The organism is Pseudomonas rhizophila (genome assembly GCF_003033885.1).
GTDB classification, from domain to species: Bacteria; Pseudomonadota; Gammaproteobacteria; order Pseudomonadales; family Pseudomonadaceae; genus Aquipseudomonas; species Aquipseudomonas rhizophila.
Genome location: NZ_CP024081.1, coordinates 3,841,470 through 3,862,032, shown reverse-complemented (window position 1 = coordinate 3,862,032; position 20,563 = coordinate 3,841,470). Strand labels below are relative to the sequence as shown.

Here is a 20,563-nt window from a genome sequence, read left to right as displayed (position 1 = left end):
TGGTTGGCCATGACGAACACCGGATAACCCTGGTGCTGAAGCCAGTGAAAACCGACGTGGTGAATAGCGATAGTGGCGGCGGCCACGATGATCGGCAGCCAGTCACGGTAGAACGTCAGCACCGCCAACAGTACGAAAATCCCGAAGTGGAACTCGATCACGCCACGGGTCTGGTTGATGTGCAAGGCGGCCATGACCATCAGCGCCACGGCGATGACACAGCGCATGGCCCGGGTGCCGCCCAGGCCGCGATAAAGCACGGTGGTCAGCAGACAGGTCGTCGCTCCTATCAGCAGCGCCTGGCTGAAGGTGGAGTGCAGGAAGGCCAGGCACAGGGAGTAGACAAAAGTGAGCCAGAGTAACCCCAGCATGATGCGATCAGCTTTACGGTAGTGATCGTAAAGCGCACGGGCGATGTCATGGGGGCTGTCCTTTTCGGGGGGCTTGGAGGGTCCGTTACCAATGCTGGCTTCAAGCCTTATCGGCGTGTCGGAATCGAACTGTAGCCGATTCCTCCTGGTTAGTGGCACTACGCCATCTTCCTTTTTTCACTGATCTTTGCTTTATGATGTTCGCCATCTCATTCCCAGACCTGATGGAACCCCCATGACTTTCGATTTCGACACGGTATTGGAGCGCCACGGTACCGGTAGCACCAAGTGGAGTCGCTACCCCGCTGACGTGTTGCCCATGTGGGTGGCTGATATGGACTTCCCTGCTCCGCCGGTGGTCATCGACGCACTGCACAAACGCCTCGAACACCCCATGCTCGGCTACAGCGTGGCCCAGGACTCGCTGCGCGCCGCCATCGTTGCGGACCTCTGGAACAAGTACGCCTGGCGCGTCGAGCCTCAGCAGATCGTCTTCCTGCCGGGTGTCGAACCAGGCTTCAACATGGCACTGCACGCCTTGGTGGAGCCTGCGCAGAACGTTGTGGTACAGGTGCCCAATTACCCGCCGCTGCGCAATGCCCCTGCTCACTGGCAACTGAACAAGGTTGAACTGCCGTTCAACCCGCTCAACGGCGAATTCCACACGCCCCTGGCCGCGCTGCGTGACGCGTTGCAGGGGGGCGGTGCGTTGTTGCTGAGCAACCCTCACAACCCGCTGGGCAAGGTGTTTGCCCGGGAAGAACTCAAGGCCGTGGCAGATATCTGCCTGGAACAGAATGCCTGGATCATCTCTGACGAAATCCATGCCGAGCTGTGCTTCGACGGTCGTGTGCACATCCCCACCGCCACCCTCAGCCCGGAGATTGCCGAGCGCACCATCACCCTGATGTCGGCCAGCAAGGCCTACAACATTGCCGGGCTGAAAACTTCATTCGCCATCATCCAGAACGCCAAGGTCCGCGAGCGGGTTAACAGTGCCCGGGCCGGCATGGTCGACAGCGTCAACGCCCTGGGCCTTGAAGCGACCCGCGCGGCCTACAGCGAAGCTGGCCCGTGGCTGGAAGAATTGAAGGCTTACCTGCAAGCCAACCGCGACTATCTGGTCGACGCCGTAAAGACCCGCCTGCCGGGCATCACCATGACCGTGCCCCAGGGCACTTACCTGGCCTGGCTGGATTGCTCGGGATTGGGGCTGGACGACCCGCAGGGCTTTTTCCTGAAGCAAGCCAAGGTAGGCCTGAGTGCCGGACTGGATTTCGGTGACGATGCCGGGCAGTTCGTGCGCTTGAACTTCGGCTGCCCACGGGCGCTGCTGGAGGAAGGGATTGCGCGGATGGAGCGAAGCTTGAAGGCCAGGGGCTGATTTCTCCAGGTGACCGGAGCTCATCTGTGGCGAGGGGATTTATCCCCGCTGGGCTGCTCAGCAGCCCCAATGAAAAGCCATGAGATGAGCCTGACACACCGAGTGATCTGTTTTAGGGCTGCTGCGCAGCTGCTGCGCAGCCCGGCGGGGATAAATCCCCTCGCCACAAATAGGTCCACTCCAGAAACAGAGTGCTCAGTTACTCATCCATATCCGGCGCATAAACAAAGCACAACTTGTTCCCCTCCGGATCGCGGCAATAGGCCCCGAAATACCCTTCCGAATACTGGGGCCGCGGGCCCGGCGGGCCTTCGTCGGTGCCGCCCAGGGCGATGGCCTGCGCCCAGGCGGCCTGTACGGTGTGCGGCGAATCGGCGGCGAAACTCACTTGCATGCCATTGCCCCAGGTCGCGGGCAAACCATTGAACGGTAATTGCACGAACACCTGAGGCCAACGCTTGCCGGGTTGATGCCAGCCTTCTCCCGGCGGGCCCGAGTCGTTTTCGCTGGGCAGGCGTACCAACCCCAGGCAGCCCAGCACGGCATCATAAAACGCGACCATTGTTGGCAGGTCCCGCGCGCCAATCTGTATGTGACTGAACATCTGTCCGGCTCCTTATCTGCATTCGTCCAACATTAGCCGATGTTGATTCGCGATTGGCAAAAGGGCTCGGACCACGCTCATCGCTCGGCCCCGGAATCCGAGCGAACTCTGCCTGAAGGCCCACAGTCCACCCTCCATCGACTACACATCCAGCATGGAGAATGTCATGACTGACTACCCTACCCCGCCGTTCCCAAAACAAAGCCAACCGGTGCCCGGCACTCAACGCAAGATGGACCCGTATCCAGACTGCGGAGAACAGAGCTACACCGGTTCTGGACGCCTGGAAAGCAAGATCGCCTTGATCACGGGCGCCGACAGCGGCATCGGTCGTGCCGTGGCGATTGCCTTCGCCCGTGAGGGCGCTGACGTGGCCATTTCCTACCTGGACGAGCATGAAGACGCCAGGGAGACCGCCCGCTGGGTAGAACAGGCCGGCCGCCAATGCCTGTTGCTGCCCGGCGATCTGGCGGACAAGGCCCAATGCCGCAAGATCGTCGACGAAACCGTCGCCCGTTTCGGGCATATCGACATTCTGGTCAACAACGCCGCGTTCCAGATGACTCACGAAAACCTGGAAGACATCCCCGACGAAGAGTGGGTGCGCACGTTTGATATCAACATCACCTCGATGTTCAGGATCTGCCAGGCCGCCGTCCCGCATATGAAGGCGGGTGGCTCGATCATCAACACCAGTTCGGTCAACTCCGACATGCCCAAGCCGACTCTGCTGGCCTACGCCACCACCAAAGGCGCCATCGCCAACTTCACCGGCGGTCTGGCGCAGATGCTCGGCCCCAAGGGCATCCGGGTGAACAGCGTGGCGCCAGGGCCGATCTGGACACCGCTGATTGTCGCCACCATGCCTGAGGAAGAAGTACAGAACTTCGGCTCCCAGACGCCCCTTGGCCGTCCTGGCCAGCCGGTGGAAGTGGCGCCGATCTATGTACTGCTGGCTTCGGATGAGGCGAGCTACATTTCCGGTTCCCGGTATGGGATTACGGGCGGCAAGCCGATCCTGTGAGTCAAGCGATGATAGGCAGCTGTTGTGGCGAGGGGATGTAGCCCTCGTCATGGATCATGTGAAGGGATCACGGCTCCTTGGCAATCACCGAAATCTTGCCGTTACGCTCGATAATCGCGAACTTGATCTGTTCCAGCGTCTCGATTCCCTGGCTCGACCGTGCCGCTTCCATGATGTCTTCTTCTATCAAGCGGGCATGGCGCAGGCGCGCCTTCAGTATTCGCCCATCCTCCACAATAATGGTCGGGCCGCCGTCAATCAGTTGCGAGACCCATTGGGAGCGTTGCTTGAGCAGCGACAAGCCCACATCGATGGCAATCAGCGTCACGATCACCATCAACGAATTGGTCAACGAGAAATCATCCCCCAGCAACGCCTGCTGGGTGGCCTCGCCGATGATCATCAGCAGGACAAAATCAAACGTGGTGATTTCCGCCAGGGAGCGACGCCCGGCGATCTTGAACAGTACCAGCAACGCCACATAGATCGCGGCAGCCCGCAGCACAGAGTCCATACGTCACCTAGGGAAAAATGAATTGATTGAACCTGACCGTGGCGCCATCGGGCGTGTCGATACGGCTGTGATAGAGCCCCAGCCCATCGCCCAGCAGTGACAGATAAAGGCTGGCCTCTCCCTTGGCATCCGCCTGGACCCACAGCTTCAGGCCCCGCTCCGCACTCGCCGAGCGCACGGGCTGGGGCTGGAGGGTTTGCACCTCGAAACCCTCCAGCCACTGGCCGACCAGTTCCACCTCCAGCACGGCATTGGGCTGCCCCATCAGATGGATGACCATGGGGTTGGTAGAACCGTTGCGGTGGAACATCTCGTACTCGACGCCGAGTCGGCCATCTGCGCTGTGTACATTTCGGGTGCTCAACGGGCCACGAGAGAACAATCCAAGCAGCGTCAGGATCACCAGCAATACCAACACGTACCAACCCACCCGCTCGAAACGCCAGACCTTGAGCTGGTAGGCCATGTCTTCGCGGACCGGGAACTGGCGGCTGCGCAATTCCTCGGGATCAGTGGGATGGGTCATGGTGATCCCCTATCTGCGCTCACCCGCCAGCGCGCGTTGATGAAAGTGCCGCAACTGCACGAGCGCATGTTCGGCGGCCCACAGTTGGACCTGGTTGCGAGTCCCGAAAAATCTTTCCAGGCGACTGAACAACGCTCGCTCGCCGGCCATATCGAACGCCCAGGCAAAACAGACAGTGCCGGCCGGAATGCCGTCCATGTCATCCGGCCCGAGAATGCCGGTGGTGGCCACGGCGACGTTGGCATTGGCGTCGCGCAGGGCACCGAGGGCCATTTCCTCGGCCACTTCACGGCTGGTGAGATTGAAGGTGTCGATGGTGCATGGGTTGACCCCCAGCAATCGTTGTTTAGCCTCCGGGGAATACACCACGTAACCGCTTTCAATCAGCGAACCACTGCCGGGTACTTCGGCCAGCAAGGTGACGATCTTGCCGGCGGTACAGGACTCGGCCGTCGTCAGGCGCAGCTCGTGTTCACGCAAGTAATCAACCAGGGAGCAAGCAATGGTCATGGCATACAGTCCTTCAGGGATGCTGATGGATTGACCCCGGCCGTATGGATTCATTCCCTCTGATCACGCCCCTCCTCAGGCACTCCAAATAAATGAACCCCCGACCGATCCTGTACCTCAAATCCGTATGGGCCTCACCAGAGGCTGTACTGATCAGGAGGTCGTCATGTCCGCCCCTTTCGTCAAACTGTTCACCCACCCCGAGTTTGCCTGGAAAGACATCCGCGAACAGGAACAAGCTCATCCGCGCCACTATCTGGCTCACCTGTTGTTGCTCGCCCTGATTCCCGTGGTGTGCCTGTTCATTGGGACCACCTGGACCGGCTGGAGCCTGGCTGAAAACGAAACGGTACGGCTCAGTACTGCCAGCGCACTTCAACTGAGTGTGCTGCTGTACCTGACCATCGTGGCCGGCGTGATGCTCATGGGGCTGTTCATCCGCTGGATGTCGCGCACCTTCGATGCCCGCCCTACGGTCAACCAGTGCATTGGTTTTGCCGCCTACACCGCCACGCCCTACTTCCTGGCCGGGATTTTCGGGCTCTACCCCAACCGCTGGCTGGCGGTGATCGCGCTGGCAATGGCGTCGGCCTACTCGACTTTTTTATTGTTTGTTGGCCTGCCCAAGTTCATGAATCTCAAGAAGGAACAAGGTCTGTTGTACTCGGCCAGCGTATGGGGCGTAGGGCTGTTGGTGCTGGTGACCATCCTGGTGGAAATGATTCTGCTGTGGTTCAACGTCCTGCAGCCGGAATATCTGCGCGTTCCGGTAAGTGGATGAGTCCGGGAGGCATCGAACCAAGCTATTTATCGGTCTTTTTCATACCAATGCGTCGACGCATGTCGGCGGTGATGCTTTGGCGGGTCTTCTTCAGGCCCGCCCAAGGCTCGTGACCCACTTGCGCCAAACGCTCATGGACGTTGTGCACGGTCCACAGGTTCGCGCCTTTGAGTTCGGCCACTTCCTCGCGAAAGATCGGCACCGACACCGGCAACCCTTCACGGGTACGGGCGGCATAGGCGCAGATGGTGGTGGCGCCCAGGCCGTTACGCAGGTAGTCGATGAAGATCCGCCCTACCCGGTTCTTTGGCCCGGAGACCGCCGAGAAGCGATCCGGCAACAGCTTGGCCATGTGGCTGACAATCGCATGACTGAAGCCCTTGACCTCGTCCCAACCCAACTTGCGGGTCAAGGGCACGACAATGTGGATGCCTTTGCCGCCGCTGGTCTTGAGAAACGCCTTGAGCCCTAGTTCATCGAGTACCGACAAGGTCAGATGCGTCGCTTCCACCATGCTTTTCCAAGGCAGGGCCGGATCCGGGTCAAGATCGAGAACAAAGCGATCAGGCTTGTCCAGGTTCACCGACGTGGCATTCCAGGTATGCAATTCCACCGTGCTCATCTGCACCGCGCCGATCAACGCTTCGGGATTGTTGATGATCATCACCGGCTGCCCGGTCAATGATTTGTCCAGGGTGGTGATACCAGGAATCGCCAGGCGCTCGGCGTTTTTCTGGAAAAACAACTCACCGGCAATGCCATCCGGTGCCCTGACCAGTGCCACCGGGCGGTCGGCCAGTTCCGGCAGGATGAACTCGGCGACGCTGGCGTAGTACTCGGCCAGTTGCAGCTTGGTCGTGCCGCTGCTGGGATCGATGACTCGCTCAGGGTGGGTGATGCGCACCTTACCGTCCATGGCTGGGGCCTGAGTGGTTTTGGTTTTGGTTTTGGCTTTGGTTTTTTCCGCAGTCTTTTTCACGGGTTTGGCCAGCTCCTGGGTGATCGCCTCGGCTGGTTTATCGTTGCGCAAACCATGAAACACGGCATGGCGCACCGAGCCTTCCTTGGTCATTTCGGCAAACGCCACTTCAGCCAGCAGCGTCGGTTCCAGCCAGTGCACACCTTTGGCGTCATATCCGGTGGGTGGGTTGACCACCGCAGCCTCTTTTCTTTCCAGGGGCAACAATTGCTGGTGAATGCTTGTGAGTGTTTGCTCGTTGAACCCTGTGCCGACCTTGCCGGCATAGCGCAGTTGCCCGCTGTCGGCATCGTGCAGCCCCAGCAACAAGGCGCCGAAGCCGTTGCGAGCACCCTTGGGCTCGCTGAAACCGACTACGACGAACTCCTGGCGATTCTTGCACTTGAGCTTGATCCAGTCGTTGCTGCGCCGGGAAACGTAGGCACTGCCCATCCGTTTGCCGATCAGTCCTTCCATCTGCATTTGGCAAGCACTGTTGAGCAAGGCTTCAGGGGTTTCTTTGAAGGCATCGGAGAAGCGCAACAGCGGATTCTTGTTGCTCGCAAGCACTGCCGCCAACGCGGCCCGCCGCTCTTGCACGGGCACTTCGCGCAGGTCCATGCCATTGAGGTAAGGCAGATCGAACAAGTAGTAGGCAATCTTGTTGCTGCTGCCGGCGTCGAAAGCGTTCTGCAGGGCCTGGAAGTCCGGTACGCCTTGCTCATTGGGCACCACCATTTCACCGTCCAGCCAGGCGGACTCCAGCCCTAATCCGGCCAGCGCTTCGGCCTGCTTGGGCAGCTTGTGGGTCCAGTCATGGCCATTGCGGGTGATCAGCCTGACATCGTCGTTTTCAATGCGGGCCATGACGCGGTAACCGTCGAACTTGATTTCATAGAGCCATTCGCCTTCAGGCGCGCGCTCTACCAACGTGGCCAATTCCGGTTTGAGCGTCTTGGGAATCGCCCCGGCCACCGCGCCGCTGAGGGTCGTGGTCGAAGTTTTTCTGGACGGTTTGGGCGTGGTGGCTTTTTTCGGTTGCTGCACTGCCTTGACCTGGGCGGCAGCCTTGCCACGGCGTTTGGGTACAAGGGTGCGCTCGCTGAGCACGCTGTCCGGCTCGGCCTGGACCACGTCGTACTCGCTTTCGGGACGTGCCGCTGCGTCCTGGTGCTTGATCAGGAACCACTGCTCCTGCTTGCCGGGCATGTGGGTGCGTACCAGGTTCCACAGGCCACTGAGTTTTTCCCCTTGCAGCTCGAACTTGAGCCGGCCTTTTTCATAGGCCTCATGGGCATCGCCCTGGGGAATCCACACGCCGCGGTCCCAGACAATGACGTCGCCAGCGCCATAATGGCCTTCGGGAATGCTGCCTTCGAAGGTCGCGTAATCCAGCGGATGGTCTTCGACATGCACCGCCAGGCGCTTGACCTTGGGGTCCAGGGACGGCCCCTTGGGCACCGCCCAACTCTTGAGCGCACCGTCCAGCTCCAGCCGGAAGTCATAATGCAGCCGTGAAGCGTCGTGCTTCTGAATGCAGAACTGCAAGGCATGGGCGGTTTTCGCCGATTTGCGTGAACGCTTGGCCGCCGGCTCCGGGGTGGCGGCGAAGTCACGCATCCGGTTGTAATCCTCCAGGGTCTTGCTGCTCATGGACCACCTGCCACTTGCAACAGTGACGGGTCGGCCACGGGCATCCCGGCGGTTTCCGCCAACAACTGATCAACCACCCTGCTCAAGGCGTGCTCGGTGGAGTCGCCCAGCAGCAGCCCTTGTTCGTACAGCACGATTTGCCGATCGGAACTGGTGCCTTCCTGGACGATACGACGTGCCTGCTTGAACACATCCTCAACGCCCAGTGCGGCGGCAGTCTCGCCGAAGGTCTGCTCCGCCAGCGTGATCCACTCACCGATCATCATCGGCTGCTCCTGCCCCTCCAGGATGAACTCGGCCAGGATTCCATGACGCTTGGCCCGCCAGCGATTTTCCTTGAGGATCCAGTGGGAGGTCAGGCTGAAGTGCGCGCCGGGCTTGGGTAGTGCAATAGCATGGGCCACCATCACCCGAAACAGCGAGACCAGGCACAGGACATCCTCAACACGCGGACAGGCATCGCATATTCGCAGCTCCAGCGTGGGATAACGCGACGAAGGCCGCATCACCCACCAGCAATCGCTGGGCTGGCGAATGGATCCGGTGCGCATGAGCATGTCCACGTAGCCGGCAAACGCCGACTCATCCTCGAAGAACTCCGGCACGCCCATGCGCGGCCATTCATCGCAAGCGACCTGACGGTAGCTGCTGAACCCGCTGTAGGCGCCGTTCCAGAACGGCGACGAAGCACTCAGCGCCAGGAACATCGGCAGCCAGGGCAGCACCTCGTTCATGACCCGGACACGGTCCTTATGGGCCGGCACCTCCACGTGCACATGCAGGCCCGAAAGCACGCTCCGTCTGGCCACCCGCTGGTAATCGTCGAACAGCTGCTGAAAGTGCAGTTCGTCGGTGGGCTGCAGACCCTGGGTCGCCATGGGATGCGAGCCGGCGCTGAGCAGGCCCAGGCCATGGGCGGCCAGGCGCTGGGTCAGGCCTGTGCGGACCTGGGCCAGGTAATCGGCCGCCTCGGGCAAGTTGCGGAAAATAGGCGACGCCATCTCGATCTGACACTGGAACATTTCATGGGCGAAATGCTTGCCCAGTAGCGCCTGGCACGCCGTGACAACCTCTGCTGAGGGTTGATCCGGCATACAACGGGTTTGCAGATCGGTGATGAAATACTCCTCTTCAATGCCGAACTTCAGTCGCCTGTTCATCGATAGTCCCTCCGATACCCGCGCCGATGCGGGTTACAACCAACGCCACCACGGCGATCCTTTCTACGTCCTGGTAACCCGGGGTGAGCAGTTCTTCACCAAACACGTCCGGGTCCAATTCCTTGTAAGTCCAGCCGAAGTCCGGCGAGTCGCGCCAAGGCTCAAGCGCCTCGAGAAACGGATCACGCCCATCGACCATCGCCACGCCGGTGTAGAGCACCAGCGAGCCACCGGGCGTGAGCCGTGGCAGGGCCTGTTCGACAATGCGCAGCGACAGCCCGGCGCCCAGTGCGCCACCGCCATGGCGGTAGGCCCGTTCGCTGGGGTCGGCCATGTACGGCGGATTGGCGACGATCAGGTCGAAGTCGCCCTCCACATCCTGGAGTACATCGCTGCGGGCGATCTCGACGTTGGACACCTCGGCCAGCGCCGCGTTGACCGCGCTCAGGCGCAGGGCCATCGGATTGATATCCACGGCCAGCACCTGTGCCTCGCGCCGGGCGCGGGCAATGACCAGCGCCCCGACACCGGCGCCACAGCCGATGTCCACGGCCCGATGTATTGCCGTGAAGTTCTGTTGCAGATAAGTATGGATCAGTTGGGCGAAACGATAGCTGTCGGGGCCGAAAAACACCGCGTCGTTGGCTTGGGTGGGAAATTGCGAATGAGCGAACAGCAGGCCGTCCAGGCTCGACCAGCGCACGCGGCTATGCAACAGGCCGTCGCGCGCTTGCAGCACCTCGGCTTCCTGCAACTGGCGCTGCTCATCGGCGCTGATCAGCCCCGGGGCAAACGGGCGCGACCAGCCGAACACATCCCTCAGGGTTCTGGAGCGTTCATTGCCAGGTCGTTGGTTGACGCGTTCGTGGGTCAGGGGTGTCGGGGTAATGAAGCGATAGCCGTCGGCTTGCAGGCGTCGGCCCAATTGCAATAGCGCCAGGTCAGTTTCGGATAGGCGTTCTTCCTGATTCATGCGGGCTCCTAGCGCAGCGCGGATTTGAGTTCGATGAAGCGACGAGTCGCCAGCAGTCCGGCCGGATGGCTGTGGCAGCGCGCCGAGAGCCACGGCATCAGGGTCTGCATCTGCGCATCGGGCGTCTGGCCTCGCAGGGTCTGTTGCAGGCTCTGTACATCGGGGTCCTCGATCGGCATCTGCGGCTCGCACGCTGCACCGTGGGCGCGGCGCGGGCTTTTCTTGGCGCCCTCCTGCGTCCAGTCACCGGCGATCCAGTCGTGCAGCAACTGTTTTTCATAGGGGCTGAACACCCCGAACATGGCCGCGCCTGCCCCTTCGATCAGCGTCCAGAACCGGCTGTTCTGCGGATCTTCATGACGTTTGATCCAGCCCTTGTTTTGCAGCGCCGTCAGGAAGCCTTCCAGCTGTCCAGGCGCTGCCAGCCATTGATTGACGGTCTTGCCTTCGAACTTGCAGTAATCGGAATGCATGTGTTGGCCGAACGGACGTTTGCGTTCGAGCATGTCCAGCACTTCGCGATACAGGTCGAATGACTCGATGATGGTTCGGCTGCCTTGGCCCAGATCATTGAGGCGATAACCCAGGGTGACCCGGTGCCAGAACGCTTCGCGATCCGCCTCCATCGGCATCAGTTGCAGCAGCGACTGGATGGCCTTGTGGGCATGACCGGTGCTCGCGTTGTCAATCGTCACGTGGAGGGTGAAGTAATAAGGGTCGATGTCCAGCTCAGTCAGCTCATAAGCGCTGATCAACAGGTGCAGGGGCAGTTGTTCGTAACCCAGGTTGTAGCCGATCACTTCAGGCAGGTATTCATCGCCGCCATAGCCCAGGGCCAATTGCACGGCACCTTGCAGGTAGCGCTCGTCTTCAATGTCCGGCGCGTCCGACAGGTCGTGTTCGGCGAGCAGCTTGCGGTATATCACCACATGGTTTTGCGAGGGATTGCCGTCGCCCAACTCTTCCAGATAAGTGCTCAGCAGCCCTTCGAAACGGTGGTCGTGCCAATGCTTGAGCACGCCATACAGCCACGCGCCGTCCACCAGTTTGGTGGGCGCCACTGCCTGCAGGAAATACAAGGCGTGGGCCTTGCAAGTGAAAAACTCTCGTGGACCGGCGTTTTTGCGCCGCTCCAGATACTCGGCGTACTGGCGGGCTACACCGGCACTGTGTTGCTCGACCCAGGTTTGCAGAGCCGTGGGGGTGTCGGGCAGCTCCAGGGGCAGTGCCGCGGCCTGCCCCACGCATTGCTGAAGGAAGGCCTGGGCGACGGCTTGCTTGTCAGCATCGTCAGGGCCATGGAGCAGCCGTTCATAGCATTGGCGCACGCTCCCGGCATCCATGAATGAATGCACGGTGGCAGGCCGGGATTGGAGGGGTGTCAGCGCAGTCATAAGGGCCTCTTGGGTTCTCGGCAGGACGCTGAATCAACACGTCTCTACTTTGGCAGAGCGCCGGGAATGACGAAAAATTCCCTTGAGATGAAAGTCCTCCGGATAAACGGAGCCGTATCGCTTTGACGGAACCGGCGCTTGGCTCAGACCCTCGAATGAACGACAGGAGCCGGATACTGGCTTGACGGTGTCTGTTTCACTCGGGGCTGTGCCTGCGAGCTATGCCTACGAGCTATGCCTACGAGCTATGCCTTCGAGCTATGCCTTCGAGCTATCCAAGGAGCAGCAATGATTTTCACAGTATGGGTAGCGGTGCTCGGCGCCGTATTGCTGACCTTGGCCCTGACGTCCTCCTACCTGCGCTGGATGCCGGTAACCACCTCGGCGATATGCCTGGGTTTGGGCGTTGCCATCGGGCCGGCGGGCCTGGAGTTGTTGAGGCTGGACATTGCCGATTCCTCAGCCTGGATGGAGCACCTCACCGAAGTCGCGGTAGTGTTTTCGCTGTTCGTCAGCGGCCTCAAGTTACGTTTGCCCCTCAAGGACCGTAGTTGGCGCGTGGCCTACACACTGGCCGGCCCGGTGATGATCCTGACCATCGCGGGCCTGACCTTGACCCTGCATTACCTGTTTGGTCTCGGTTGGGGCGTGTCGTTGTTGATTGGCGCAATCCTCGCGCCAACCGATCCGGTGCTCGCGGCGTTGGTGCAGGTCAACGATGCCCGGGATGATGACCAGGTACGGTTTGGCCTGTCGGGGGAAGCCGGCTTGAACGACGGCACGGCCTTCCCCTTTGTGATTCTGGGCTTGTTGTTGCTGCGCGAGGACGACCTTGGCTTTCTCGGTGACTGGATGCTGCAGGATGTGCTGTGGGCAGTGCCGGTCGGTTTGCTCACCGGTTACTGGATGGGCCGCGGTATCGGCTGGTTGACCCTGTCGATGCGCATCAAGAACGCCGACAGCACCCTCTCGCCCAACGATTACCTGGCCCTGGCGCTGATTGCCCTGGCCTATGTCGTGGCCGAAGCCCTCCAGGGTTATGGCTTTCTTTCGGTGTTCGCCGCTGGCCTGGGCCTGCGCCAAGCCGAGGTGCAATCGACGGATGAACACTCACTCCCGGCAGAACACCTGGTGCAACCGGTGGTGGGGCACGAAGCGGTCACCCCCCGGGACGCGGTCCGGGGTGACGCCGAGACTATGGAAGAGGGTCAGGTGGCCGCGGGGGTCATGATGAGTGACATGCTCGCCTTCGGCAGTCTGGTGGAGCGTTCCATGGAAGTGTTTCTGGTGACGCTGTTGGGGGTGGCGCTTGCCACTCATTGGGACTGGCGGGCCTTGGTCATCGGTGGTCTGCTGTTTGCCGTGATTCGCCCGTTGAGCTTGCTGGTGATGCCTTGGGGACGGCTGCTGGACACGCCACAACGGTTGCTGATTGGCTGGTTCGGCATACGTGGCATCGGCAGTCTGTTTTATCTGTTCTATGCGGTGAACCATGATTTACAGCCAGAGATGGTCCAGTTGTGCATCAATATCACGCTGTCGGTGGTGGCCCTGAGCATTTTGGTCCATGGCTTGAGTACCCAACCCATACTGGCCTGGTATGAGCGCCACAAAAAATCGAGCTAAGGCTTCAGCCCCCTGGATCACTCACCTGGATATAAACCGAGTATGCCCCCAGCAAGACCCAGAACGCGGCAAAGATCCATGGCGTACGCACCGAAAACAGCAACGACTTGCGATAGCCCTTGTGAGTCGATTCCTGTTTGCTGAACAGCGGGGATTCGTCGTAGGCCAGTCCCATCAACGGCTCTGCGCGCAGCAACTCGCTTTGCTTGAAATGCCAATGGTCGATGATCTCGTAAGCCGCGCGAATTCCTGGCCAGGCGTTGAGCGAGCTCAGGAAGCCCAGCAGAGCCAGGAACGGCGGGACGATCAATGTGAACAACTTGCCCCACTCCGGGTTCAGGTTGGCCATGCATGAGGCAAAGGCGATCACCAGGAAGGATTGGGCGGCCAGGTACGCATCGGTTCGATTGGCCAGGATGCTGGTTTCGTACTGGATCTCCCGACGATAGAAATCCAGGCGTTCCTTGGGCGAGCCGAACAGCTTGGCATTGTGTTCCGTCAGTTCTTCATCCGGGGTATGGCTGGTGAGTATTCTGGGCATTGCGCAGGCTGCGCCTCGGGTGTGGGTTTGGGACTTGTTAGAAGAAATGAGGGACAGGCAAGTTCCGGCCACCGGACCAGAGGTGCGACCCGGGCTCAACGAAACGCTCAGTGATCGTCACGGTCTCTAGATCACCGAAAGCTTGAGGAGGGCTCTGTGGATTATCTTGGATGGGTGCAATGGCCGGCGATGGTGGTGACGGTGCTGGCCGCCTGGCTGATCGGCTCACGTCAGCCCCGACGGCGGGTGGCCGGGTTCAGTTGTTTTATCGCGAGCAATATCCTGTGGGTCATCTGGGGGCTGCATTCAGACGCCTATGCGTTGATCGTGCTGCAGTTCTGCCTGTGTGCGATGAACTTGCGAGGGTTCAGGAAAAATACTGAATGAACCTGTGGCAGCGCCATGCCTGGAGTTACTTCATCGCCTGCCCAATGACCTGCACCAGGTCAATCTGCTTGAACGGCTTGGTCAGGCGCGGCAGTTGCGTGGCGAACCCTTCCAGGCGTTCGGCGTAGCCGGTGGCCAGGATGATGGGCAAGGTCGGATGACGATCACGCAACAGTTTCGCCAATTGCGCACCATCCATCTGCGGCATGGCCATGTCGGTGATCACCAGGTCGATGTCCGGATTGAGCTCATACATCTGTAGCGCCTGAGCCGCCGATGGGGCGCAAAGCACGCGGTGGCCCAGGTCTTCGATCAGCAGCCGGGTGCTGGTCAGTACCAGGCTGTCATCGTCCACGACCAACACCCGTAGCTCGTTCACCGAGGGTGTCGTCGTGGCCTGGGCCGGCACTTTGTCTGGCGCCGAGTTGTCGGCTATCGGCAACCACAGCTCAGCGGTAGTGCCCTCGCCTTTGCGGCTCTTGAGTATCAGGCGGCCACCCAATTGCTCGGCCAAGCCATGCACCATGGACAGGCCCAGGCCAGTGCCCTTGCCTACCCCTTTGGTGGTGAAAAACGGGTCCACGGCCGAAGCCAGCGTCGCCTCGTCCATGCCCTCGCCCTCGTCGGTGATGGACAGGCAAATGTATCGCCCTGGTGCCATCGGCGCGTCCTTGCCGGCCTCGGTGTCGGAGCGTTCCTGGGCCGAGATCAGGATCCGCCCCCCCTGCGGCATGGCATCCCGAGCGTTGGTCGCCAGGTTCAGGATGGCCAGTTCCAGTTGGTTGACATCGGCCAACACCGGCGAAAGCGCCTGGGCAAAGTCGGTCTGAATGTGGATCGAAGGGCCGATGGAGCTTTGCAATAAACCACTGATGCCCTGCACCAGCGCCGACAGCTCGACCGATTCGGAGGACAGTTTCTGTCTGCGGGCGAACGCGAGCATCCGTTGCGTCAGCGAAACACCGCGCAGCGCGCCCTGGGTGGCGTTATCCAGCAGTTGGATGAGTTTTGGATCGCTGGGCATGCGCTTGCGCACAATTTCCAGGTTGCCGAGGATCACCGTCAGCAGGTTATTGAAGTCATGGGCGATGCCTCCGGTGAGCTGGCCGATGGCTTGCAGTTTCTGTGACTGGAACAGCGCCTCGCGAGCCTGTTCCAAGGCTTGCTGCGCACGGGTGGCATCGGTGATGTCGCGGGTGATCTTGGCAAAACCCAGTAGCGTCCCCGTGTCGTTGCGGATCGCGTCAATGACCACATGAGCCATGAACCGGGTGCCATCCTTGCGTAACCGCCAGCCCCTTTTTTCAAAGCGCCCTTCACTGGCGGCGATGCTCAAGGCCCGTTGAGGCTCACCGGCGTCACGGTCCTCAGGGGTATAGAACATCGAAAAATGCCGGCCGATGGCTTCCGCGGGAAGATAGCCCTTGATCCGTTGCGCGCCCAGGTTCCAGTTGGTCACCTGGCCGTCTGGATCGAGCATGTAGATGGCGTAATCGGTGACGCTTTGCACCAACAGGCGAAACTGCTGTTCGCTTTGCTTGAGGGTTTCCTCGGCCATCTTGCGATCGGTCAGGTCCCGGGTGATCTTGGCAAAGCCAAGCAAGTCGCCGCTCTGGCTATCGATGATCGGATCAATGACGACATGGGACCAGAACAACGTTCCGTCCTTGCGCACCCGCCAGCCCTCGCCTTCGAAACGCCCCTCGCGCAGGGCCGTGTCCAGCGCCCGTTGCGGAAGACCGTCGGCGCGATCCTGGTCAGTGTAGAAGCGTGAGAAGTGCTGGCCTAGGATCTCGGATTCTTCATAGCCTTTGAAACGCCTGGCACCGGAGTTCCAACTGGTGATGATGCCGGAGGGGTCGGTCATGTAGATGGCGTAGTCGACCACGGCGTCGATGAGCAGGCGAAAACGCTGTTCCTGATTGATGAGTGCGGTCTTGGGGGCGTCTTCGAGCATTTTTTTGGCCAAGGCATCCAGAAGGATTTTTTGCGAAGTATGGAGCAAGTGCGGCATCGGAAATAGTGATTAAATCCGTGGGAATCAGCAGCTTGGTCGCGATATGAGATTCACCACAGATCCTTTGTGGGAGCAAGCTCACTCCCACAGCAGTTGTGCTGCTCTTGACTAACTGACCACCAACGCGGCAACAAGTGCTGCACCCTCGCCTCAGCAAATCGATCGTCGATCAACATCACCATCCCACGATCCTGCTGTGTACGAATGACACGCCCCGCAGCCTGCACCACTTTTTGCAGGCCGGGATACAGGTAAGTGTAGTCGTAGCCATCGCCGAAAATAGCCGCCATGCGCAGCTTCATCTGCTCGTTGACCGGGTTGAACTGCGCCAGCCCCAGGGTCGCGATGAACGCCCCGATCAGGCGCGAACCCGGTAAATCGATGCCCTCCCCGAATGCACCGCCCAACACCGCAAACCCAATCCCCTGGCTGTGTTCCATGAATCGTTCAAGGAACGCCTGCCGGGGTGCTTCGCCCATGCCGCGTGATTGCGACCAGGTGGCAATCTGCGGATGGCGCTCGGCAAACAGTCCGGCCACTTGCTGCAAGTAGTCAAAACTGCTGAAGAAGGCCAGGTAATTGCCCGGGCGCTCGCTGAACTGGCGGGCCATCAACGCGACGATAGGTTCCAGGGACGCCTGGCGGTGGGCAAAGCGGGTGGAGATCCGGCTGACAACCTGTACATCAAGCTGTTGCGCCTGGAATGGCGACTCCACGTCGATCCAGACCGTGTCCGTCGGGGTGCCCAACAGGTCAGCATAATAATGCCGCGGACTCAGGGTGGCGGAAAACAGCACGCTGCTGCGGGCCGCCGTCAGCCTGGGTCGCAGGAAGGCGGCCGGCACTACATTGCGCAGGCACAGGGTCGATGCGCTTCGCTGGCGGCCGTATTCACGCTTGTGTATGTCGAACAAAAAGTGCTCGTCAAAGGACTCCGCCACCCGGGCAAACTGCAAGGCATCGAAGTAGAACGCCTGTAAAGCGCTGTCCAGGCCCTGGGGATGGTCATTGAGGTAATCGCTGATAGCCGTGGTGCACAGCGACAGGGCCTGGAGCAGTTTCTCCGGTGGTTTTTCATACGCCTGATAGACCGCAACCTGGGGCTCATGCAACGCGTTCCACTGGCGATTGACCCGCTGCAAGGCCTTCTTCAACGTCTCGGGCGCGGTTTTGCGCACTGCCGCCAAAGCGGACTGATCGAGGGTCGCGCTGTACATCTGCCGCCCTCGCTCCACCAGATTGTGGGCTTCGTCCACCAGGGTCGCGACGGTCCAGCCATTGGCCTGGGCCAGACCAAAGAGCAAGGCGCTGAAGTCAAAGTAATAGTTGTAGTCAGCGACCACCACGTCTGCCCAGCGGGCCATTTCCTGGCTCAGGTAGTACGGGCAGATATCATGGGCCAGAGCAATATCGCGCAACGCCGCCTGATCGAGCAGCGTGATCTGGCTCGCCGCCGCACGGGCGTGCGGCAGCCGATCGTAGAACCCGCGGGCCAACGGGCAGGCTTCGCCATGGCAGGCCTTGTCCGGGTGCTCGCAGGCTTTGTCCCGAGCGATCATCTCCAGCACCCGCAACGGCATCGAGGGCGCGCTTTGGGTAATCACTCGGGCCGCATCCAGCGCCAGTTTGCGCCCTGGGGTCTTGGCCGTGAGGAAGAACACCTTGTCCAGTCGCTGTGGCGCCAGTGCCTTGAGCATCGGAAACAAGGTGCCAACGGTTTTGCCAATGCCGGTGGGCGCCTGGGCCATCAGGCAGCGGCCGGTGCTGATGGCCTTGAACACCGACTCAGCCAGGTGGCGTTGCCCTGTCCTAAAGCCGGCGTGAGGAAATGCCAGCGTCTGAGCGCCGAGGTTGCGCGCCTGTCGGTGAGCCATCTCCTGTTCGGCCCAGGCGAGGAACAGCGCGCACTGTTGTTCAAAGAAAACCTCAAGCTGCGCCGCTTCAAAGCTTTGCGTGAGGCAGGTTTCCTTTTCGCTGACGATGTCGAAGTAGACCAGCGCCACGTCGATCCGCGGCAGTTGCAACTTCTGGCACATCAACCAGCCGTAGATTTTCGCCTGGGCCCAATGCAACTGGCGATGATTGGCCGGTTGCTTGTCCAGGTCGCCCCGGTAGGTCTTCACTTCTTCGATGCGGTTGCAGGCCGGGTCGTAGCCATCCGCCCGGCCTTTGATCTTCAGCGTCTGGTAGCGGCCCTCCAGGCTCACTTCGGCCTGGTAACCCTCGCTACGCCGCGAGGCCACGGTGCGATGGCCGACGATCCCTTCCATGGCCGTGGGTGACGGCGTGAAGCGCAGGTCCAGGTCGCCGGTCTTGGCGGTGAACTCGCACAGTGCCCGAACGGCGATGCTGTAGCCAGGTTCCTGGGTCATGCGCCCTGCTCCACCCACTGCACATAGCAGACGGCAACGGGCATCTGGTGTTCGTGACAGAACTCCAGCCAGCGCAGTTGATTGTCTTGCAGGCGGTCGCCGGGGCCTTTGACTTCGATCATGCGGTAGGTCTTGTGCTGCGGCCAGAACTGGATCAGGTCCGGCATGCCGGCGCGGTTGGCCTTGATATCCAGCAGCAGGCGGCTGAACCAGTGCTTGAGGTGTTCGGCAGGCAGGCAGTCGAGGGCCTGATGGAGCAACTCTTCGGACAGCGCGCCCCAGAACACGAAAGGCGACTGCACGCCCCATTTTTCGGTGTAACGACGGACGATGGTGTCCCGGTAGCGGCCATCGTCGAGCTGCGCGAAACAGGCCGCGAACAGCTCGGCACGTCGGTGGTGAAAGTCTTCGTTGAGCAGGTCCACCGGCCCGCGCTGGAACGGGTGGAAAAACGCCCCCGGCAACGGCGCAAAAATCACCGGCCAGCACAGCAGGCCAAATAGCGAATTGATCAGGCTGTTCTCCACGTAGTGCACCGGCGCGGTTTCATCGTGCAGATGGGCCTGCACGTGATACTCCACCGACAAGGCCGGATCGACACGAGGCAGGTGCAGGTCCAGCCGCTCGACCTTGCGCGCCAGGGGCCGCGGCACCGGCGGCCCGCCCAGCTTGCGGCGCAGCCGGGGCAGGATCCTGAGCAGTGCCTGGGTTTCGGCGGCGCTTTGCGGCGATTGTGCGGCCGCTTCACCCCATTCAAGGGCCTGGGCGTACTCGCCGATGCGCTCCAGCACCCGAATCATCCGCAGCCGTGCGCCGGGGTAGTTGCAATCCTGATAAATGCGCAAGGCCAGGGTGAAATCGCCGATACGCTCAGCGTGCTGGCCGATCTGGAACAGCAACTTGCCTCGGCGTCGCTCCAGCCACGGATTGTCCAGGCTCAGGGCATGGACTTGGGCAACGATCTCTTCAAGAGGCTCGCCGGCTTCGAAACGCTGCTGACATTCGTGCAGGAAGAGGCAGGCATCCACATCCTGGCGGCTGCGCAGGCCACGGGATTGGGCACTGAACTCGACGGTTTCATAGGTGAAGATGCCCAGGTCCGCCAGCACGAACTCTGACCAGTCCTGATAGAGATTGCCGAAAAACAGCAACCGCAGCCGGTCGCAGAGGTTCATGATCGTCAGGCTGAAGAGTCGGTCTTCCAGCCGCGGGCACCAGCTGCGAAAAGGCTGTGGTTGATTGAAATGATCCTGCAAGGACTCCAGCCACTGGCCCTTTGTCGCCTTGGGGTGTTCGATCAGGTGACCCAGGCACAGGATGATTTCCTGTTTGAGCAGCACCTCGAACAGCTCGCCAAGGCCAAGAGGCGCTTGATCCTCGACCCAGCCCCGCGCCAGCAACGGCTCGATGGCGCTGCCAATATCACCGATCTCAGGGTAATGCAGCTTGCTTTGGCGAAAATGCAGCCCCTTGCGCATCACCATGCGCACCAGCAATCCCTGGGATGCACGGGGCAAGCTGGCGAACTCGTCGATGAAGCGTTGCTCCTCAGGGCTGAGCACATCGGCATAGCGCGTTGCCAACCAGGCGAGCACCTGCTGAAAGTTGTTCAGGTAGTAGAAAGGGTCGTCGAGGGGGTTATTTGTCACGGAAAGAGGTGCCATGCCTGCTGGAATACTGGTTATGCGTACAGATATCAGCTGCGGCGGGCCCAGGCAACTGCAAAAGATGAGCGGTCGCCCGCATTCAGGAGGGAAATCCTGCAGTC

17 protein-coding genes are annotated in these 20,563 nt (G+C 60.7%); 5 read left to right on the top strand and 12 right to left on the bottom strand.

The window, feature by feature from the left end; all coding sequences use genetic code 11:
- Nucleotides 1-606: 606 nt before the first annotated feature.
- Nucleotides 607-1,755 carry a MalY/PatB family protein gene (locus CRX69_RS17910; RefSeq protein ID WP_047226462.1) on the top strand — a complete coding sequence of 383 codons (1,149 nt, stop codon included), beginning with the start codon at nt 607-609 and terminating at the stop codon, nt 1,753-1,755.
- 199 nt (nt 1,756-1,954) lie between these two features.
- Here the strand turns inward: CRX69_RS17910 and CRX69_RS17905 are convergent, their stop codons facing one another.
- Complete coding sequence (locus CRX69_RS17905) at nt 1,955-2,359, bottom strand: VOC family protein (RefSeq protein ID WP_047226461.1); 405 nt, start codon at nt 2,357-2,359, stop codon at nt 1,955-1,957.
- Nucleotides 2,360-2,525: 166 nt separating this feature from the next.
- Here CRX69_RS17905 and CRX69_RS17900 point away from each other — a divergent pair, with 166 nt between their 5' ends.
- Nucleotides 2,526-3,383, top strand: coding sequence for an SDR family oxidoreductase (locus CRX69_RS17900; RefSeq protein WP_047226460.1), 858 nt, complete (start codon nt 2,526-2,528; stop codon nt 3,381-3,383).
- Nucleotides 3,384-3,450: 67 nt separating this feature from the next.
- On the opposite strand, the gene CRX69_RS17895 is transcribed toward CRX69_RS17900, so the two are convergent.
- From CRX69_RS17895 to CRX69_RS17885, 3 genes are read right to left on the bottom strand one after another with little or no spacing between them, the layout of a single operon-like run.
- Complete coding sequence (locus CRX69_RS17895) at nt 3,451-3,897, bottom strand: DUF421 domain-containing protein (RefSeq protein ID WP_047226459.1); 447 nt, start codon at nt 3,895-3,897, stop codon at nt 3,451-3,453.
- 7 nt (nt 3,898-3,904) lie between these two features.
- Nucleotides 3,905-4,423 (bottom strand): hypothetical protein, encoded by a 519-nt coding sequence (locus CRX69_RS17890; protein WP_047226458.1) that lies wholly within the window; start codon nt 4,421-4,423, stop codon nt 3,905-3,907.
- 9 nt (nt 4,424-4,432) lie between these two features.
- The gene (locus tag CRX69_RS17885) at nt 4,433-4,933 is read right to left on the bottom strand and encodes a CinA family protein (protein WP_047226632.1); all 501 of its coding nucleotides are present in this window, start codon (nt 4,931-4,933) and stop codon (nt 4,433-4,435) included.
- Nucleotides 4,934-5,099: 166 nt separating this feature from the next.
- Between CRX69_RS17885 and CRX69_RS17880 the strand changes: the two genes are divergently transcribed.
- Nucleotides 5,100-5,714 (top strand): Yip1 family protein, encoded by a 615-nt coding sequence (locus CRX69_RS17880; protein WP_047226457.1) that lies wholly within the window; start codon nt 5,100-5,102, stop codon nt 5,712-5,714.
- 22 nt (nt 5,715-5,736) lie between these two features.
- Here CRX69_RS17880 and ligD read toward each other — a convergent pair whose 3' ends face one another.
- The 4 genes from ligD to CRX69_RS17860 are packed head-to-tail and all read right to left on the bottom strand — an operon-like array spanning nt 5,737 to nt 11,852.
- On the bottom strand, nt 5,737-8,325 hold the full coding sequence (ligD, locus tag CRX69_RS17875; protein WP_107322478.1) for a DNA ligase D: 2,589 nt from the start codon (nt 8,323-8,325) through the stop codon (nt 5,737-5,739).
- Entirely contained in the window at nt 8,322-9,485 is a 1,164-nt protein-coding gene (locus tag CRX69_RS17870) for a carboxylate-amine ligase (protein WP_107322477.1), read from the bottom strand. Before CRX69_RS17870 ends, ligD begins: the two co-directional genes overlap by 4 nt.
- A complete protein-coding gene (locus CRX69_RS17865; RefSeq protein ID WP_047226454.1) occupies nt 9,457-10,458 on the bottom strand; it encodes a methyltransferase in 1,002 nt (333 codons plus the stop codon). Before CRX69_RS17865 ends, CRX69_RS17870 begins: the two co-directional genes overlap by 29 nt.
- Before the next feature lie 8 nt (nt 10,459-10,466).
- A complete protein-coding gene (locus CRX69_RS17860; protein ID WP_107322476.1) occupies nt 10,467-11,852 on the bottom strand; it encodes an iron-containing redox enzyme family protein in 1,386 nt (461 codons plus the stop codon).
- 288 nt (nt 11,853-12,140) lie between these two features.
- Here CRX69_RS17860 and CRX69_RS17855 point away from each other — a divergent pair, with 288 nt between their 5' ends.
- Nucleotides 12,141-13,478, top strand: a complete 1,338-nt coding sequence (locus CRX69_RS17855) for a cation:proton antiporter (protein WP_047226452.1) — start codon at nt 12,141-12,143, stop codon at nt 13,476-13,478.
- Between the two features lie 4 nt (nt 13,479-13,482).
- Here CRX69_RS17855 and CRX69_RS17850 read toward each other — a convergent pair whose 3' ends face one another.
- The gene (locus tag CRX69_RS17850) at nt 13,483-14,019 is read right to left on the bottom strand and encodes a hypothetical protein (protein WP_047226451.1); all 537 of its coding nucleotides are present in this window, start codon (nt 14,017-14,019) and stop codon (nt 13,483-13,485) included.
- 156 nt (nt 14,020-14,175) lie between these two features.
- Between CRX69_RS17850 and CRX69_RS17845 the strand changes: the two genes are divergently transcribed.
- Nucleotides 14,176-14,406 (top strand): hypothetical protein, encoded by a 231-nt coding sequence (locus CRX69_RS17845; protein ID WP_047226450.1) that lies wholly within the window; start codon nt 14,176-14,178, stop codon nt 14,404-14,406.
- A 25-nt stretch (nt 14,407-14,431) separates the two neighbouring features.
- Here CRX69_RS17845 and CRX69_RS17840 read toward each other — a convergent pair whose 3' ends face one another.
- The 3 genes from CRX69_RS17840 to CRX69_RS17830 form a co-directional block, all read right to left on the bottom strand.
- Nucleotides 14,432-16,363, bottom strand: coding sequence for a hybrid sensor histidine kinase/response regulator (locus CRX69_RS17840; protein ID WP_047226631.1), 1,932 nt, complete (start codon nt 16,361-16,363; stop codon nt 14,432-14,434).
- 110 nt (nt 16,364-16,473) lie between these two features.
- Nucleotides 16,474-18,795 carry an ATP-dependent DNA helicase gene (locus tag CRX69_RS17835; protein ID WP_107322475.1) on the bottom strand — a complete coding sequence of 774 codons (2,322 nt, stop codon included), beginning with the start codon at nt 18,793-18,795 and terminating at the stop codon, nt 16,474-16,476.
- Nucleotides 18,792-20,459 carry a VRR-NUC domain-containing protein gene (locus tag CRX69_RS17830; protein WP_080962868.1) on the bottom strand — a complete coding sequence of 556 codons (1,668 nt, stop codon included), beginning with the start codon at nt 20,457-20,459 and terminating at the stop codon, nt 18,792-18,794. Before CRX69_RS17830 ends, CRX69_RS17835 begins: the two co-directional genes overlap by 4 nt.
- Nucleotides 20,460-20,563: the final 104 nt, after the last annotated feature.

Coding starts and splice junctions, on each gene's coding strand:
- CRX69_RS17910 (WP_047226462.1), top strand. CDS start 607: ATGACTTTCGATTTCGACACGGTATTGGAGCGCCACGGTACCGGTAGC.
- CRX69_RS17905 (WP_047226461.1), bottom strand. CDS start 2,359: ATGTTCAGTCACATACAGATTGGCGCGCGGGACCTGCCAACAATGGTC.
- CRX69_RS17900 (WP_047226460.1), top strand. CDS start 2,526: ATGACTGACTACCCTACCCCGCCGTTCCCAAAACAAAGCCAACCGGTG.
- CRX69_RS17895 (WP_047226459.1), bottom strand. CDS start 3,897: ATGGACTCTGTGCTGCGGGCTGCCGCGATCTATGTGGCGTTGCTGGTA.
- CRX69_RS17890 (WP_047226458.1), bottom strand. CDS start 4,423: ATGACCCATCCCACTGATCCCGAGGAATTGCGCAGCCGCCAGTTCCCG.
- CRX69_RS17885 (WP_047226632.1), bottom strand. CDS start 4,933: ATGACCATTGCTTGCTCCCTGGTTGATTACTTGCGTGAACACGAGCTG.
- CRX69_RS17880 (WP_047226457.1), top strand. CDS start 5,100: ATGTCCGCCCCTTTCGTCAAACTGTTCACCCACCCCGAGTTTGCCTGG.
- ligD (WP_107322478.1), bottom strand. CDS start 8,325: ATGAGCAGCAAGACCCTGGAGGATTACAACCGGATGCGTGACTTCGCC.
- CRX69_RS17870 (WP_107322477.1), bottom strand. CDS start 9,485: ATGAACAGGCGACTGAAGTTCGGCATTGAAGAGGAGTATTTCATCACC.
- CRX69_RS17865 (WP_047226454.1), bottom strand. CDS start 10,458: ATGAATCAGGAAGAACGCCTATCCGAAACTGACCTGGCGCTATTGCAA.
- CRX69_RS17860 (WP_107322476.1), bottom strand. CDS start 11,852: ATGACTGCGCTGACACCCCTCCAATCCCGGCCTGCCACCGTGCATTCA.
- CRX69_RS17855 (WP_047226452.1), top strand. CDS start 12,141: ATGATTTTCACAGTATGGGTAGCGGTGCTCGGCGCCGTATTGCTGACC.
- CRX69_RS17850 (WP_047226451.1), bottom strand. CDS start 14,019: ATGCCCAGAATACTCACCAGCCATACCCCGGATGAAGAACTGACGGAA.
- CRX69_RS17840 (WP_047226631.1), bottom strand. CDS start 16,363: ATGCTCGAAGACGCCCCCAAGACCGCACTCATCAATCAGGAACAGCGT.
- CRX69_RS17835 (WP_107322475.1), bottom strand. CDS start 18,795: ATGACCCAGGAACCTGGCTACAGCATCGCCGTTCGGGCACTGTGCGAG.
- CRX69_RS17830 (WP_080962868.1), bottom strand. CDS start 20,459: ATGGCACCTCTTTCCGTGACAAATAACCCCCTCGACGACCCTTTCTAC.